Annotated in this window: 11 protein-coding genes; 7 read left to right on the forward strand and 4 right to left on the reverse strand. The window is 74.2% G+C overall.

The window, feature by feature from the left end; genetic code table 11:
* Positions 1-8 precede the first annotated feature (8 nt).
* Complete coding sequence (locus N0B34_RS05945; protein WP_263730501.1) at positions 9-896, forward strand: undecaprenyl-diphosphate phosphatase; 888 nt, start codon at positions 9-11, stop codon at positions 894-896.
* A gap of 47 nt (positions 897-943) precedes the next feature.
* On the opposite strand, the gene N0B34_RS05950 is transcribed toward N0B34_RS05945, so the two are convergent.
* Entirely contained in the window at positions 944-1,975 is a 1,032-nt protein-coding gene (locus N0B34_RS05950; RefSeq protein WP_263730391.1) for a magnesium and cobalt transport protein CorA, read from the reverse strand.
* A 62-nt stretch (positions 1,976-2,037) separates the two neighbouring features.
* Here N0B34_RS05950 and mshC point away from each other — a divergent pair, with 62 nt between their 5' ends.
* Positions 2,038-3,300 carry a cysteine--1-D-myo-inosityl 2-amino-2-deoxy-alpha-D-glucopyranoside ligase gene (mshC, locus tag N0B34_RS05955; RefSeq protein WP_263730392.1) on the forward strand — a complete coding sequence of 421 codons (1,263 nt, stop codon included), beginning with the start codon at positions 2,038-2,040 and terminating at the stop codon, positions 3,298-3,300.
* A 24-nt stretch (positions 3,301-3,324) separates the two neighbouring features.
* Here the strand turns inward: mshC and N0B34_RS05960 are convergent, their stop codons facing one another.
* Positions 3,325-4,137, reverse strand: coding sequence for a PAC2 family protein (locus N0B34_RS05960; protein WP_263730502.1), 813 nt, complete (start codon positions 4,135-4,137; stop codon positions 3,325-3,327).
* Positions 4,138-4,275: 138 nt separating this feature from the next.
* Here N0B34_RS05960 and N0B34_RS05965 point away from each other — a divergent pair, with 138 nt between their 5' ends.
* Positions 4,276-4,947 (forward strand): HAD family hydrolase, encoded by a 672-nt coding sequence (locus tag N0B34_RS05965; RefSeq protein ID WP_263730393.1) that lies wholly within the window; start codon positions 4,276-4,278, stop codon positions 4,945-4,947.
* Between the two features lie 3 nt (positions 4,948-4,950).
* Here N0B34_RS05965 and N0B34_RS05970 read toward each other — a convergent pair whose 3' ends face one another.
* On the reverse strand, positions 4,951-5,916 hold the full coding sequence (locus N0B34_RS05970; protein ID WP_412175698.1) for a RecB family exonuclease: 966 nt from the start codon (positions 5,914-5,916) through the stop codon (positions 4,951-4,953).
* A gap of 89 nt (positions 5,917-6,005) precedes the next feature.
* Between N0B34_RS05970 and N0B34_RS05975 the strand changes: the two genes are divergently transcribed.
* The 4 genes from N0B34_RS05975 to dop all read left to right on the forward strand — a co-directional run bounded on the left by N0B34_RS05975 (position 6,006) and on the right by dop (position 11,697).
* The gene (locus N0B34_RS05975; protein WP_263730394.1) at positions 6,006-7,139 is read left to right on the forward strand and encodes a site-2 protease family protein; all 1,134 of its coding nucleotides are present in this window, start codon (positions 6,006-6,008) and stop codon (positions 7,137-7,139) included.
* Between the two features lie 52 nt (positions 7,140-7,191).
* Positions 7,192-8,226, forward strand: a complete 1,035-nt coding sequence (locus N0B34_RS05980; protein WP_263730395.1) for a tRNA (adenine-N1)-methyltransferase — start codon at positions 7,192-7,194, stop codon at positions 8,224-8,226.
* Positions 8,227-8,381: 155 nt separating this feature from the next.
* Entirely contained in the window at positions 8,382-10,016 is a 1,635-nt protein-coding gene (gene arc / locus N0B34_RS05985) for a proteasome ATPase (protein WP_263730396.1), read from the forward strand.
* Between the two features lie 79 nt (positions 10,017-10,095).
* Complete coding sequence (gene dop, locus N0B34_RS05990; RefSeq protein ID WP_318529964.1) at positions 10,096-11,697, forward strand: depupylase/deamidase Dop; 1,602 nt, start codon at positions 10,096-10,098, stop codon at positions 11,695-11,697.
* Positions 11,698-11,727: 30 nt separating this feature from the next.
* Here the strand turns inward: dop and N0B34_RS05995 are convergent, their stop codons facing one another.
* Positions 11,728-15,900 carry an SCO7613 C-terminal domain-containing membrane protein gene (locus N0B34_RS05995; RefSeq protein ID WP_263730397.1) on the reverse strand — a complete coding sequence of 1,391 codons (4,173 nt, stop codon included), beginning with the start codon at positions 15,898-15,900 and terminating at the stop codon, positions 11,728-11,730.
* Positions 15,901-15,926: the final 26 nt, after the last annotated feature.

The raw sequence follows: 15,926 nt of genomic DNA on the forward strand, positions 1-15,926 counted from the left end.
CGAGCGGCATGGGCGGCGGCGAGGCGATCCTGCTCGGACTGGTGCAGGGCCTGACGGAGTTCCTGCCGGTGTCGTCGAGCGCCCACATCCGGATCATCAGCGAGCTGATCGGCGGGCGGGACGCGGGTGCCGCGTTCACGGCGGTGATCCAGCTCGGCACCGAGTCGGCCGTGCTGCTCTACTTCCGCCGCGACATCGTGCGGATCGTCTCGGCCTGGTGGCGGGCGCTGCGTGGCGACCGCGGCACGGACTGGCGGTCGCGCGCCGGCATGCCCGACGGTGCCCGGCCCGACCACGACGCGCTGATGGCATGGTTCATCGCCATCGGCTCGCTGCCCATCGTCGTCCTCGGCGTGCTGTTCCAGCACTCGATCGAGAACGTGCTGCGCAACCTCTGGATCACGGTGCTCACGCTGGTCGGGTTCGCGCTGCTGCTCGGCTGGGCGGACCGGGTCGGTCGCAAGGAGCGCCCGCTCGACACGCTGACGCCCCGGCACGCGGTCCAGTTCGGCTTCTGGCAGGCACTGGCCCTGATCCCCGGCGTCTCCCGCTCGGGTGGGACGATCACCGGCGGTCTGCTGATGGGCTACACCCGCGAGGCCGCCGCCCGGTACTCGTTCCTCCTGGCGATCCCTGCGGTGTTCGGCTCGGGGCTCTATGAGCTGGTGACCAACCTCGACGGGTTCGGGCACGCCGGGGTACCGGGTCTGGGACTGACCTTGGTCGCGACGATCGTGGCGTTCGTCGTCGGGTACCTCGTCATCATCGTGTTCCTGAAGATCGTCTCGACCTACAGCTACCGGCCCTTCGTGCTGTACCGGATCGGGCTGGCAGCCGTCGTCGTCCTGCTGCTCGTCACTGGCGCGCTGGACCCGAGCGTGCCGGTCACGCCCTGAGCTCCCGCGTCGCGGCGGGAGCGCAGCGCGCCGCCGAGGCCTGGTCGCTACAGCCAGCCGCTGCGCTTGAACGCGCGGTACAACCACAGGCAGACGGCCCCCATCACCACCACCGCGAGCGGGTAGCCGTACGTCCAGCTCAGCTCCGGCATGTGGTGGAAGTTCATGCCGTAGAGCCCGACGATCAGCGTCGGGACCGCGATCATCGCCGCCCACGCGGAGATCTTCCGCATGTCCTCGTTCTGCCGGACCGACACCTGCGACAGGTGCACCTCGAGCATCGCTCCGAGCAGCGAGTCGTGGGCGTCGAGATGGCGGTCCAGACGGTCGACCGACGCCTGCAGCCGGTGCAGCCACTGGCTGGTGCGCGCCGCGTGACGGTCCTCGTCGTCCTCCAGCTCGGGGAGCACCGCCATCAGCGGGCTGAGGCTGCGGCGCGCCTCGGCGATCTCACGCTTCAGGTCGTAGATCCGCTCCACCGGGTCAGAGCTGCCCGAGCTGAACACCAGGCGTTCGGTGTGCGCCACCGCGTCGCCGAGCCCGAGCTCCACCTCGCTGGCGCGCGCGAGGACGGTGAACAGGAGTGCGGCCAGGGCCTCACGCACACCACGGTCCGGGGTGGGGGCGCCCGTGGTCAGCCGCTCGGCCGCGATCTCGTGCACGTGCGCGCTGCCCTGCTCGACGGACAGCATCAGGTCGTCGCAGGCCACGGCCGTCAGGTCGCCGGTGTGCACGTCCCTGGTCGTGTCGTCGTACCACATGGTCGGGATCGACAGCAGGACGTCACCCGTGCGCCCGTGGTCGACGTGCGCGAACAGCGCCGTGCTCGGGCGCCCGGTCTCCAGGCGGCGGACCCGGTGCTCCGCCAACGACACGGTCATCTCGTCCGCGCCCCACGCCCGTGCGGCAGGGGCGAGGTCGGCCAGCCGCTCGAGCACCACCCAGGTCGGTGTGCCGCGGCCCCCGGTGCGGACGACGAGCTGCGGATCCCACGGCACCCGCGTCCATGCCCCGTCCCGCTGCTGGTAGATCGCGAGCGGGACCACGCCGCGTCGCGGGTCGTCGGTGGCGGCCGTCACATGGGCATTCTGACCCGTCCGCCCGCGCGGGCGGCGCCGCCGAGCCGGTTAGGCTTCCGGGCGTGCTCACCTGGCCTGCCCCGCACGTCCCGCGGCTCCCGGGTGAGGGGCCCGTCGTCCGGGTCCACGACAGCTCGACCGGCTTGCTGGTGCCGGCGTCGTCCGGACCGACCGCGACCCTGTACGTCTGCGGCATCACGCCCTACGACGCGACGCACCTGGGGCACGCGGCCACCGCGGTCGCGTTCGACGTCCTCAACCGCGCGTGGCGGGACTCGGGCCTGAGCGTCCGGTTCGCCTCCAACGTCACGGACGTCGACGACCCTCTGCTCGAGCGGGCGGCCGCGACCGGCGTCGACTGGCGCTCGCTCGCCGACGACCAGATCGCCCTCTACGCCGAGGACATGACAGCGCTGGGCGTCATCCCGCCGGACGTCTACCGGGGCGTCGTCGAGGTGCTGCCGGACGTGGTGGTGGCGGTCGAGGCGCTGCTCGAGGCAGGGGCTGCCTACCGTGTGCCCACACCCGACGCGGTGGACGACGGGACCGGCCTGGGCGACGTGTACGCGGACCTCACGGCGGACCACGACTTCGGGGCCGTCGCCGGCCTCGACCGCGACACGATGCTCGCCCTGTCCGCCGAGCGGGGCGGGGATCCCGAGCGGCCCGGCAAGCGGGACCCGCTGGATCCGCTGCTGTGGCGGCGGGAGCGCGCCGGCGAGCCGGCGTGGGACGGCGGGACGCTCGGCAGGGGCCGCCCCGGCTGGCACATCGAGTGCGCGGTGATCGCGCGGGACGGCCTCGGGCTGCCCTTCGACGTCCAGGGTGGGGGGTCCGACCTGCTGTTCCCCCACCACGAGATGAGCACCTCGCACGCGCGGCTGCTGGACGCGGGCCACGGCGCACGGGTCCACGTGCACGCCGGGATGGTCGGTCTGGACGGGGAGAAGATGAGCAAGTCCAGGGGCAACCTGGTGCTCGTCTCCACCCTGCGGGACCAGGGCGAGGACCCGATGGCGATCCGGCTGGCGCTGCTGGCGCACCGGTACCGGCACGACTGGGAGTGGTCGGCGGACCAGCTCGCACAGGCGCGGGCGCGGTTGGCGTCCTGGCGGCGCGCGGTCTCCGGCAACGGCGGACCCGACGCGACCGCGACGCTGAGCGCCGTGCGCGCGGCCGTCGCGGAGGACCTCGACACGCCCATGGCCCTGCACGCGGTCGACGACTGGGCGGCACGTGCGGTGCACGGAGCCGAGGAGCCGGTGGAGGGAGCACCCGGGGTGGTGGCCCGCGCCGTGGACGCCTTGCTGGGCGTGCGCCTCTAGGGCCTGCAGCCGGACCGGCGTCCCTCAGCCGCCGTTGCCGGTGTCGCGCCGACGCAGGTAGCGCTCGAACTCCTGCGCGATCGCCTCACCGCTCGCCTCGGGCAGCTCGGCGGTGTCCTTCGCCTGCTCCAGCTGGCGCACGTAGTCGCCGATCTCGGAGTCCTCGCCCGCCAGCTCGTCGACGCCCGCCTGCCAGGCCGCGGCGTCGTCCGGGAGCTCGCCGAGCGGGATCGACTCCCCGAGAAGCTGCTCGACCCGGTGCAGGATCGCCAGGGACGCCTTCGGCGACGGAGGGTGCGCCACGTAGTGGGGCACGGCCGCCCACAACGACAGGGACTGCATGCCGCGCGCGGCCGCCTCGTGCTGGAGCACCCCCACGATCCCGGTCGGACCCTCGTAGGTGCTCGCCTCCAGGCCGAGGGCGGCGCGGACGGCGGCGTCCTCACTGGTGGCGTTCACCGGGATCGGGCGCGTGTGGGGCACGTCCGCGAGCAGCGCGCCGACGGTGACGACGGTCCGGACGCCCAAGCCCGCGGCGATGTCGAGCAGCTCGTTGCAGTAGCGCCGCCACCGCATCGAGGGCTCGATGCCGTGCACCAGCACCACCTGGCGTCCCGTGCGCGGGCCCCGCGCAACCGCGACGGACGTGCTGGGCCAGCTGATCCGGCGGACGCCGTCCTCGTCCACGGCGATGACCGGACGGTTCACCTGGAAGTCGTGGTACTCCTCGGGGTCCAGCTCGTCGATCTGCTCGGCGTCCCAGGCCTGGTGCAGGTGCGTCAGCGCCTCCGTCGCCGCGGAGCCGGCGTCGTTCCAGCCTTCGAACGCCGCCAGCATGACGGTGTCGTCACCGGGCAGGTCCGCCGTCACGTCGCTCACCCCGACAGCCTAGGCGGGGCGGCCCGGGCGCAGGGGGCCCGTGCGCTCCGGACCTCGACGGGAGGAGGCACGTCGACGGCTCCGTACGATGGTCCGGTGCTCGAGCTGCCCGCCGCCGTCCTCTGGGACATGGACGGCACCCTCATCGACACCGAGCCGTACTGGATGGCCGCGGAGGCCGAGCTGGTCGAGGCGTACTCCGGAGTCTGGACGGCCGCCGACGCGGTGGACATGATCGGGTCGTCGATGGCGGTGTGCGCCGCTGCCCTCCAGGCGCGGGGCGTCACCCTGACCGCGCTCGAGATCGCCGAGGCGCTGAACGCCCGCGTCGGGGCCGCGGTGGCCGCCGGCATCCCGTGGAAGCCGGGTGCGGTCGAGCTGCTCACGGAGCTGAACGCTGCCGATGTGCCGCAGGCCCTGGTCACGTCGTCGCAGGCCGTTCTCGCCGCTCCGTTCGCCGAGGCGGTGGGGCTGTTCGACGTCGTGGTCGCCGGCGACCACGTCGTGAACTCCAAGCCGCACCCGGAGCCGTACCTGACGGCTGCGCGCCTGCTCGGCGTGGAGCCGGGCCTGTGCGTGGCCGTCGAGGACTCGCCGTCCGGCGTGGCAGCGGCCCTCGCCGCGGGCGCCCGGGTGGTCGCCCTGGCGTCGCCGTCGACGGTGCCGCCGGCACCGGAGCTCAGCCGGGTCTCCGGGCTGACCGACCTCGACCTGGCCGCGCTGGCCCGGGTGGGTGCCGGGCACGTGCTCGACCTGCGCGCCGCCTGACCGTCAGGCGACGGCCACCCGTTCGGGCCGTACACCGGTCGCCCGCTCGACCGCGTCGTCCGACACCTCGGGCGTCGTGCCGCCGAAGGCCGGGCAGAGCTGCCGGAACGAGCACCAGTCGCACAGCTTCGAGGTCCGCGGACGCCAGTCTCCGCTGCGCGCCGTCTCCTGCACCCCGGTCCAGATGGACCGCACCCGCGACTCGAGCGTGAGCATCTCCGACTCGGTCGGTTCGTGCCGCAGGACGGTCCCGTCCCCGAGGTACTCCAGCTGCAGCAGGCGGGGGAGCGTGCCGCGCGTGCGCCAGACGACGTAGGCGTAGAACCGCATCTGGAACAGGGCGTCGCCCTCGTATCCCGGGCGGGGGGACCGGCCGGTCTTGTAGTCGACGACCCGCACCCACCCGTTGGGTGCGACGTCGACCCGGTCGATCACCCCACGCAGCTGCGGACCGCCTTCGAGCTCCGCGGTCACCTTCAGCTCGCGGGCGCGCGGTTCGAGGCGGGTCGGGTCCTCGAGCGTGAAGTAGGTACCGAGGAGGCCCTCGGCGGACACCAGCCAGGCGTCGCGGGCCGCGTCGTCGGCGAAGAGCCCGGCGTACGCCTCGGACCGTTCGCACAGCGCCGCCCAGCGCGGCAGCAGCAGCGCCCGGGCGGCGTCCATGGTCCGCTCGGACGCCGGCAGGTCGAAGAGGTGCTCGAGGACCGAGTGCACCAGCGTCCCGCGAGCGGCCGCCTCGGTGGTGGGCTCCGGGAGGCGGTCGACGACGCGGAGGCGGAACAGCAGAGGGCACTGCAGGAAGTCGTGCGCACGAGAGGGTGACAGCCCAGGCGGCACGCGAGACGCCGCCCGGTTCGAGGCGTCGGCCGCGTCCTCGATCGTCTCCTCGACCGCGACGTCCAGGGGGTCGACCGTGCCGTCGAGCTCCGTGATCTGCTCGGGAGCCGTCTCGTCCTGGTCGATGCTCACCCGCCGAGGGTAGGCGGCACCACCGACATCCCTACCTCGGCACGCGGCTCCCGCACGGTGCGCCGCGCCGGGCCACCTACGCTGGGCCGGTGAGCAGCCCGTCGGACCCGCGCCAGTCCCGCCAGCCCGGCTGGGTGATCGGCCACGTGGCCGGCGCGCCCGTGGTGCTGGCCCCCTCGTGGCTGCTCGCCGTGGTGGTGCTGACGGCGGCGTACGCGCCGTCCGTGCAGAACGCCACCCGGCTCGGCGCCGGCGCGTACCTCGTCGCGGCGGTGTTCGTCGTGCTGCTCTTCGCGTCCGTGCTGGTGCACGAGCTGGCGCACGGCATCGTGGCCAAGCGGCGCGGGCAGCAGCCGACGGCGTTCGTGCTGACCCTGTGGGGCGGGCACACCTCGTTCGTCGGCGGCAGCTCGTCGCCCGCGACGTCCGCCCTCGTCGCCGTCGTCGGCCCCCTGGCGAACCTGCTCCTCGCCGGGGCGTTCGCCGGCCTCAGAGTGCTAGCGCCGAGCGGGTCGCTGGCGGAGTACCTCGCGTGGGCCGGTGCGTTCAGCAACGGCTTCGTCGGCCTCTTCAACCTGCTGCCCGGCCTGCCGCTGGACGGTGGCCGCCTGCTCGAGGCCGCCGTCTGGGCCGGGACCCGTGACCGTTCGCGTGGTACGGAGGTCGCCGGCTGGGTCGGGCGAGCCGTCGCCGCAGGCCTGGTGCTGCTCGCCGTCGTGCTTCCCCTGGCGCAGGGCTCCACGCCGTCGGTCTTCACCGTGATCTGGGCTCTCCTGCTCGCGGCCTTCCTCTGGAGCGGCGCGACCGCGACGATCCGCTCCGCACGGCAGCAGCGGGTGGTGCACGGCCTGACCCTGGCGTCGGTCGCTCGGCCGGCGCTGGCCGTCGCGCCCGACGAGACGGTCGCCGTGGCCGGTCAGCACGCCGTCGCGGCCGGCGCGAGCGAGGTGGTGCTCGTCGCCCCGGACGGTCGGCCCGCGGCCTACGTCGACGTCGAGGCGGCGGGCCGTGTCCCGGTTGACGCCGCGGCGACGACCCCGGTGAGCGCCGTGGCGGTCCCGCTGCCCGTCGGGGCGTGGGTGGACGGAGGGCTGGCGGGCGAGGCGCTGCTCCAGGCGCTGTCCGAGGCGTCCCGGTTGTCCCCGGTCGTCGCCGTCCTGGTGGACGGCCGCGTCGCGGGGCTCGTCCGGACGGCGGACGTCGTGGCGATGCTGCGGGTCTAGCACCGGTCCGCCGGTCCGGGACGGTGGGTGCGCCGCCCTAGACTCGGGCGCCGTGACCGACCTCCCTGCACCCGGCGGACCGACGCCGACCGGCGCCACCCGCCACACCGGCCCCTTCCGGTACGGCGACCGCGTGCAGCTGACGGACCCGCGCGGGCACCTGCACACGATCACGCTGACCGAGGGTGGGACGTTCCACACCCACAAGGGCTGGTTCGCGCACGCCGGCCTCGCCGGTCAGCCCGAGGGGTCGGTGGTGCGCTCCTCCGGCGGCGTGGAGTACCTGGCGCTGCGGCCGCTGCTGGCGGACTACGTCGTCTCGATGCCTCGCGGCGCCGCGGTCGTCTACCCCAAGGACGCCGGGCAGGTCGTGGCGATGGCCGACATCTTCCCGGGCGCGCGTGTCGTCGAGGCAGGTGTCGGGTCCGGCGCCCTGACGCTCTTCCTGCTGCGCGCGGTGGGTGACGGCGGGCAGCTGCACTCGATCGAGCGGCGCGAGGACTTCGCGGCCGTCGCCCGGGGCAACGTCGAGGGCTTCTTCGGCGGCCCGCACCCGGCGTGGCGGCTCTCGGTCGGGGACCTCGCCGACGTGCTCCCGCAGGTGGCCGAGCGCGGCACCGTCGACCGGGTCGTGCTCGACATGCTCGCACCCTGGGAGAACATCGAGGTCGTCGCGGACGCACTCGTGCCGGGGGGAGTGCTGGTCTGCTACGTCGCGACGACCACCCAGCTGTCCCGGCTGGCCGAGGACCTGCGCACCGACGGGCGGTTCACCGAGCCCGCCGCCTGGGAGTCGATGGTCCGCACCTGGCACCTCGAGGGTCTGGCCGTGCGTCCGGACCACCGGATGATCGGCCACACCGGCTTCCTGCTGACGGCACGTCGCCTGGCGGACGGCGTGCAGGCCCCGCTGCGGCGCCGCCGCCCCGCCAAGGGCGCCTATCCCGTGGCGGCCGACGGGGCGCCTGTGGCCGACGCCGACCTGTGGACCGCCGAGGAGCTGGGCGAGCAGCCCGTGTCGGACAAGAAGGTCCGGCGGGCGCGTCGGGAGGTCGGTCAGCCCCCGGAGACGCCCGCGGCGCCCTGACGGACGCGGTCGGTCCGGCTGCTGAGACGGACCGGCCTGTGCGACGCGTCACGGGTGCGGTGTCCGGCCGTGTGGTTACTGTTGCCGGACCAGCAGGCACAGCGCCGTGCAGGATGGCTCCGAGCCAGACCAGCGACGTGCGAACGGAGGCCGACATGAGCGACCCGGTTGCTCCTGGACGCGACCTGCCCCGTGAGGTGGCGGTCCTCGCCGCGAAGAACGAGCGGCTGACCGAGGCTCTCGTCGCGGCACGGGAGCAGATCGTCGAGCTCAAGCGGCAGGTGGACGAGCTGGCCAAGCCGCCCGGCACCTATGCGGTGTTCCTCGGTGCCCGCGACGACGGGACGGTGGACATCATCTCCGCCGGCCGCAAGATGCACGTCGGGGCCAGCCCGTCGCTGGACGTCGGTCAGCTGCAGCCCGGCCAGGAGGTCATGCTCAACGAGGCCCTCACCGTCGTCGAGGCGGGTGGGTACGAGAAGGTCGGCGAGCTGGTCACCATCAAGGAGATGCTCGGCGAGGGGCGTGCGCTCGTCGTCGGGCGCGGCGACGAGGAGCGGGTCGTCCGCTTCGCCGGCCAGGTGGCGTCGAGCGGCGTGCGGGTGGGCGACGCGCTGACGATCGACTCGCGCAGCGGGTTCGTCTTCGAGGTGATCCCGCGGGCCGAGGTCGAGGAGCTGGTCCTCGAGGAGGTCCCGGACATCGACTACTCGGACATCGGCGGTCTCGGCGCCCAGATCGAGGCGATCCGCGACGCGGTCGAGCTCCCGTTCCTGCACCCTGAGCTGTTCCGGGAGCACGGGCTGAAGCCGCCCAAGGGTGTCCTGCTCTACGGCCCTCCCGGCTGCGGGAAGACGCTGATCGCGAAGGCGGTGGCTCACTCGCTGGCCGCCACGGCCGCATCGGCACGCGGTGACGACCCCAACGCCGCCCGGTCGTACTTCCTCAACGTCAAGGGCCCCGAGCTGCTGAACAAGTACGTGGGGGAGACGGAGCGGCACATCCGGCTGATCTTCGCCCGCGCCCGCGAGAAGGCGTCGCAGGGGCATCCGGTCGTCGTGTTCTTCGACGAGATGGAGTCGCTGTTCCGCACCCGCGGCACCGGCGTCTCGTCGGACGTCGAGACGACGATCGTGCCGCAGCTCCTCGCCGAGATCGACGGTGTGGAGCGGCTGGAGAACGTCATCGTCATCGGCGCGTCCAACCGCGAGGACATGATCGACCCCGCGATCCTGCGGCCCGGCCGCCTGGACGTGAAGATCAAGATCGAGCGTCCTGACGCGGAGGGTGCCCGCGAGATCTTCGCCAAGTACCTGACCCCCGACCTGCCGATCCACGCGGACGACATCGCCGAGCACGGCGGGTCCGAGGTCGCCGCCGTGGAGGCGATGATCGCGCGGGTCGTCGAGCGGATGTACTCCGAGAGCGACGAGAACCGGTTCCTCGAGGTCACCTACGCGAGCGGCGACAAGGAGGTCCTGTACTTCAAGGACTTCAACTCCGGGGCGATGATCCAGAACATCGTCGACCGGGCGAAGAAGTCGGCGATCAAGGACTTCCTCTCCACGGGACACCGCGGGATCCGGGTCGACCACCTGCTGGCGTCCTGCGTCGAGGAGTTCCGCGAGAACGAGGACCTGCCCAACACGACGAACCCCGACGACTGGGCGCGCATCTCCGGCAAGAAGGGCGAGCGCATCGTCTTCATCCGGACGATCGTGCAGGGCAAGAAGGGTGTCGACACCTCACGCACCATCGAGACGGTGACCAGCACGGGTCAGTACCTCTGAGCCGAGGGGCAGGGCACCGGGCGCTGTCTGCGCACCGGCGGCACCCGGTCGTCCGCGCCCCGCGCCCTAGGGTGAGGACGTGACCGTCCGGCGCATCATGGGGATCGAGACCGAGTACGGCGTCCTGCAGCCCGGGCGTCCGCTCGCCAACCCGATGCTGCTGTCGAGCCACGTCGTCGCGGTGCATGCCGCCGCCCGCGAGGGTGCCCGCGCGAAGGCGCGCTGGGACTACGACGACGAGGACCCGCTGCACGACGCGAGGGGGTTCCGGCTGCAGCGCGCCTCGGCGCACCCGTCGCTGCTGACGGACGACCCGGCCGCTCCGGCGCCGTCGGGCGACGCCCCCCACGCGATGCCGCGGTCGACCGTCGAGGAGTACGAGGACCCCGGCGCCGCGAACGTGATCCTGACCAACGGTGCGCGCCTCTACGTCGACCACGCGCACCCGGAGTACTCGAGCCCCGAGGTGACCAACCCGCTCGACGGCGTGAAGTGGGACCGTGCCGGGGAGCTGGTGATGCTCGCCTCCGTCCGCGCGCTGGCCTCCATGACCGCGATGCCGGACGTCGTCCTGTACAAGAACAACGTCGACGGCAAGGGCGCGACGTACGGGACCCATGAGAACTACCTGGTCGAACGGTCCGTCCCGTTCGCCGATCTCGTCCACCGCCTGACGCCGTTCCTGGTGACGCGCCAGGTGTTCACCGGGGCGGGACGGGTGGGGATCGGGCAGCGCGGCGAGCTGGCGGGCTTCCAGCTCTCGCAGCGGGCCGACTACATCGAGGCCGAGGTCGGGCTCGAGACGACGCTCCGTCGTCCGATCGTCAACACCAGGGACGAGCCGCACGCCGACCCGGCGCGGTGGCGTCGCCTGCACGTGATCATCGGCGACGCGACGATGCTGGAGCCGGCCACCTACCTCCGGCTGGGCACCACCTCCCTGGTCCTGTGGCTGATCGAGCAGGCGTTGGTGGACGGCGGTCCGGGTGCACTGGCCGCCGTGGACCAGCTCGCGCTCGCCGACCCGGTGGGCGCCGTGCACCTGGTCAGTCACGACCTGACCCTCACCGAGCGGTTGGAGCTGGCGGACGGTCGGCGGTTGACCGCCCTGGAGATCCAACGGGTCTACCTCGACTCGGTGCTCCGTGCCCTGGAACCGACGGGCCCGGTCGACCCGCAGACCCGTGACGTGCTGGACCGGTGGTGTTCGCTGCTCGACCGGCTCGGCACGGACCCCGCGTCGTGCGCCCGCGAGGTGGAGTGGCTGGCGAAGCTGCGGCTGCTCGAGGGGATGCGTCGGCGCGACCAGCTCGCGTGGGACCACCCTCGTCTGGCCGCCGTGGACCTGCAGTGGTCGGACGTGCGGCCGGAGCGGGGGCTGTACCACCGGCTCGCCGCCGCCGGCGCGGTCGAGCTCCTCGTGCCCGACGACGACGTCGTGGAGGCGGTGCGGCACGCACCCGAGGACACGCGCGCGTACTTCCGCGGCGAGGCGGTGGCGCGGTACCCGGGGCAGGTGTCGGCGGCGTCATGGGACTCCGTCGTCTTCGACGTCCCGGGATCGCACTCCCTGCAGCGGGTGCCGATGCGAGACCCGGCACGAGGGACGCGCGCCCACGTCGGCGACCTGCTCGACCGCAGCCCGGACGCCGCGACCCTGCTGGCGGCGCTGGGGGCCTGACCTCGCCACCCGCGGCCGCCGACCGACCGGTCAGCGCATCGTCGCCACGAACCGCACCGCCTCACGGGCCTGCGCGAGCCGGCGCTCGTAACGCAGGCCCAGTGCGAGCAGCAGCGTGCCGCAGACGGCCAGGAGCACCCAGCCCTGCGTCTGCACGAGCACCCGGCCTGCCCACGGCCCCACCTGCAGCGCCGTGACCAGGACCAGCGTGGCCGCGCCGACCACGAAGGGCGCCTGCCAGCGCAGGGTGGCGCCCAGCACGGTCGCGGCGACCGCGAGGACGACCACGACGACCGGCCGCCACGCGGCACCGTTCCCCGCGCTGACGAGCGCCGGGAGGACGACCGCCACGAGGAGGCCAGGACCGAGCGTCGGCCACGTACCGGCGGCCGCCTCCTGCGTCGTGCGGAGGAGCCCGAGCGCCATGAGGAGCAGGCCGAACGTGATGATCGGCACGTCCCACGACCACGGACCGACCGCCGCCGCGACGAACGCTGCGGCGCCCGCGACCGCTGTCCCGACGCCCACCCCCCAGCGTGCGTCCTCGGCAGACGACGACGGCCCGGACCGCCGCAGCTGGGCGATGACAGCGAGCGCACCTCCGACGGTCGAGACCGCCGCGAGCCGTACGGTCCCGGACGCGGTCGCGTCGGCCGCCAGCAACGTGGGCAGCGCCGCGAGGCCGAGCGCCGGTGTGGCGAGGGTCAGCCGGGACGGGATCCCGTCCCGCCGCGGCCAGCCCAGCAGGCTGGCGGCCAGCACCAGCACGGCCGCAGGAAGGGCCCAGCGCTCGGGCGGGCTGCTCGTCGGCCCGACCGAGTCCAGCCGGGGCGAGACGACGTACCACCACGGCCCGGCCGCCGCGAGTGCGGAGGCGAGCGCCGCGACGTGCCGCACCGTCGTGGCGCGCCGCTGCTGCGCCCGGACCAGCCATCCCGCCGTCAGGAGCACCGCCGCGACTCCGGTCCAAGCGGCCGGCCGCCATGCCTCCGACCTCGACAGCAGGCTCGGCACCAGCAGCAGAGCGCCGGCCAGCGTCCGGGCGAGGTCGGCCGGCACGGACCAGCTGGGTGGCCGTAGGAAGAGCGTCGTGACCAGCAGGAGGCCGAGTGCCGCCGGCACGACACCGCCGGGCACCGTGGGGAGGGTTCGCACCGCGACCAGAGCGCCCGCGGAGGAGACGAGGATGCCGACCCCCATCAGGTGCCGGGCCCAGGGTTCGTTCGCCCGGACCGCGACCGTGGAGCCTACGACCGCAAGACCTGCACCGACCACGGCGAGGACGCACAGCCGGAGGCGGCCGGCCGGATCCGGCTCGGCCGCGAGCACGCTCGGCAGCACCGCGGCGGTCGTCACGAGCCAGGGCTCGATCGCGCGCACCGGGCCTTGCACGGCACGGGGCGCGTCCGTCCTCGCCGCGCGGCAGGAGGTGAGCAGCAGGACGGCGGCGAGAGCCCCGAGCAGCTCGGGCAGCGCGCCGCTGCCCTTCGTACCGGCGGCGTCGACGGCCGCGCGTGCCGGGCCCAGGACGGTCAGGCAGAGGCCGAGACCGGCGAGCACAGTCGTCACCCCGGCCGGGCGTCGAGCGGAGCGGCGTGCGGCGAGGAGGACCAGGACGACGGCGGCTGCGGTGGTGAGGATGTCACGGTCGGCGTGCAGCCGTGCGGTCAGCGGAACGGCACCGCCCAGGACCGCCGTGGGGAGCAGGCTCAGGGTCAGACCGGCCGCCAGGAGCGTGACGCCGTCCGACCGGCCTCGTCGTGCACGCCGGGCGCCCACCACGGCGACGACCACCGCCGTGGGCGCGGTGAACAGCTCCGGGGTGCCCTGCCCGCTCGCGTGCAGCAGCGTCCACGACGCTGCCGTCGCCAGCGTGAGCGCTCCCCAGCGCAGCCCGGGGCGTCGGCCGCGGGCACCCGTGACCAGCGCCCCGACTGCCGCGACGAGCAGCACCGTGGCCGCGACCTGCGCAGACTGCTGGACTGCCGCGAGGAGCGCCGCCGCGAGCGTCGTCCAGCCTCCCGCTTCTGCGGCGCGACCGGCGCGGGCACCCCGGCGGTCGCGCGCGACGACCGAGAGCATGACCGCGGCCGCACCGCCGCTCGCGGTGACGAGGACGACGCCGTTCGCGGCGTGAGCCGGACGGAGCACGGCGGCCGTGGACAAGGCTGCGAGAGCCAGGACCAGAGGGGCCGCACCCGCGCCGAGCACGGCGCCCCACTCTCCGACGCGCTCGGCGCCTGAGACGAGTGCGAGCGCGACGAGGCCGCACGCCGCCACGACGACGAGGAGGACCGAGCGGTCCCACCACCCCGGCACGACGGCGAGCAGCGACCAGCCGATCCCGGCCGAGCACGCCGCCGCCATGAGGGCGACCTGGCGTTCGTGGCGGGGCCGGTCGGGTGCCACCACGACGAACGAAAGGAGCGCGGCGCCGCCCGTCGCCGCGATCGCGACGGCATCCTTGGCGCCCGCACCCGCGGCGTGCGCCGCCACCCCGATCGCGGCGACGGTCCAGGGCGCCGCTGCAGCGGTCGACCGTGCGGCCCAGGATCGAAGGACGCCCCAGGTGCGAGCCCACACGGCGACGACCGCGCACGCGGCGAGCCCGAGGGCGGTCGCCCAGCCCCCGCCGTGGGCTGCCACCAGCGCGACCAACGGGCTGCAGACCACCGCGACGCGGGCGGCCACGGCACGAGCACCGACGCCCAGGGCGTCGCCCGACCGGCGGTCGACGACTGCGGCCACGACGGTGAGCAGCAGGAGGAGGACGACCCCGAAGGCGTCGCCGGGAACGAGGGCCCCAGCGCCGACCGAGATCAGCAGAGCGGCGGCGGGCAGCAGCGTCACAGCGGGCCGACGGAGGATCGCACCAGCACCGGTCGCCCGGCTCGGTCCGGTGCCGACCGCGGCATCCCCGCGGCCGTCGCCGGACACGGCCGCGACGAGCCCGGACACGCAGCCGGCCGCGACGAGAGCCAGTGCGGCCCCGGTCGCAGGTCGCGCCACGGCGGCGCCCGCGACGACGTCCACGAAGGCTGCGCCGACGAACGCGCACTGCCAGACGATCGCCATCGACTCCTCGTGCCGTGCGGGAGCCGTCGCGCACAGCCAGGCCTGCAGGGCTGCGGCCACGGCCGCTGCACTGAGCAGCACGAGACCGTCCTTCGGTGTGGTGCCGAGCGATGCCAGCGCGATCAGCGTCGCGACGGCCCACGCGAGAACGGCGCCGCCGGAGAGGAGCAGGCTCGCCGTCACCTCTGCGTGGTCGTCCCTGCTCCGGGCGCGGACCTGCGGGACGTGCCGGACCCACCCCATCACGACGCTGCTCAGCAGCGCCCAGACCCAGCTCCGGGCCGACGGTGCCAGGGTCGCCAACGGGAGCGGGGCGATGGACCACAGCACCGCGGCCCCGATCGTTCCGACCCTCAGGCGCGCCGCCCGGCCCCATCCCGCCAGCAGGACGGCGCAGACGAGCGAAGCCACGCTGGCGTAGACACCTGGGGCGCCCGACTCGACGATCCCGGTGCTCCGCAGCGCCCAGGCGTCGAGGAGCAGCAGCACCGCCGCCACCGCCCCCACGGCTTCGGCGCCCTGCTTCAGACCCCGCCGTGCGAGCACCTGGGCGGTGCCGAAGACCACGACGGTCCCGAGCGCCACGATCGCCGCGCGCGCCTGAAGGTTCAGGACCCCCCAGGAGAAGACGAGGAAGACGATCCCGGCCGACGACAGGAGCCCGGCGCCGAGCGCCTGGAGCACCGACTGCACCCGCCATCGTGGGGTGCTGGCGGTGCGGCGCTCGTGCGGGGGAGGACCCCAGGTGGGAGCGGGTCGCGGGGCTCCTGGTGCGGGGTGCGCGATCCCTGCGGTCGGTGGCGCGACACGTCGTGCCGAGGGCGGTGGCGGACGGAGCGGCGAGCGCGAGGTCCCGGCCGGGCCGGACGCGGCGGTGAGCCCGGACGGCTGGCGGAACCGCGCGTCTCGCTCCGCGTAGAGGTCGCGGACCCCGACCTCACGGTTGGCGATGGCCTCCGCGGCCGCGACCGAGAGCCGCAGGACCGTCTGTGCCGCGGGCCCGTCCAGCGGGACGCCGCACCACAGGCAACGCGGCCCGGACAGCGGAGCACCGCAGGCCGGGCACAGCGAGCGGTCGAGCAGGCTGGCACGCACGGCGTCGAACCGGCCGGTCGTCGGAGCGGTCATGCCCGGATCCTCACAGGTCAGGCGAC

It is taken from the genome of Cellulomonas sp. SG140 (assembly GCF_025770785.1).
Lineage (GTDB): Bacteria > Actinomycetota > Actinomycetes > Actinomycetales > Cellulomonadaceae > Cellulomonas.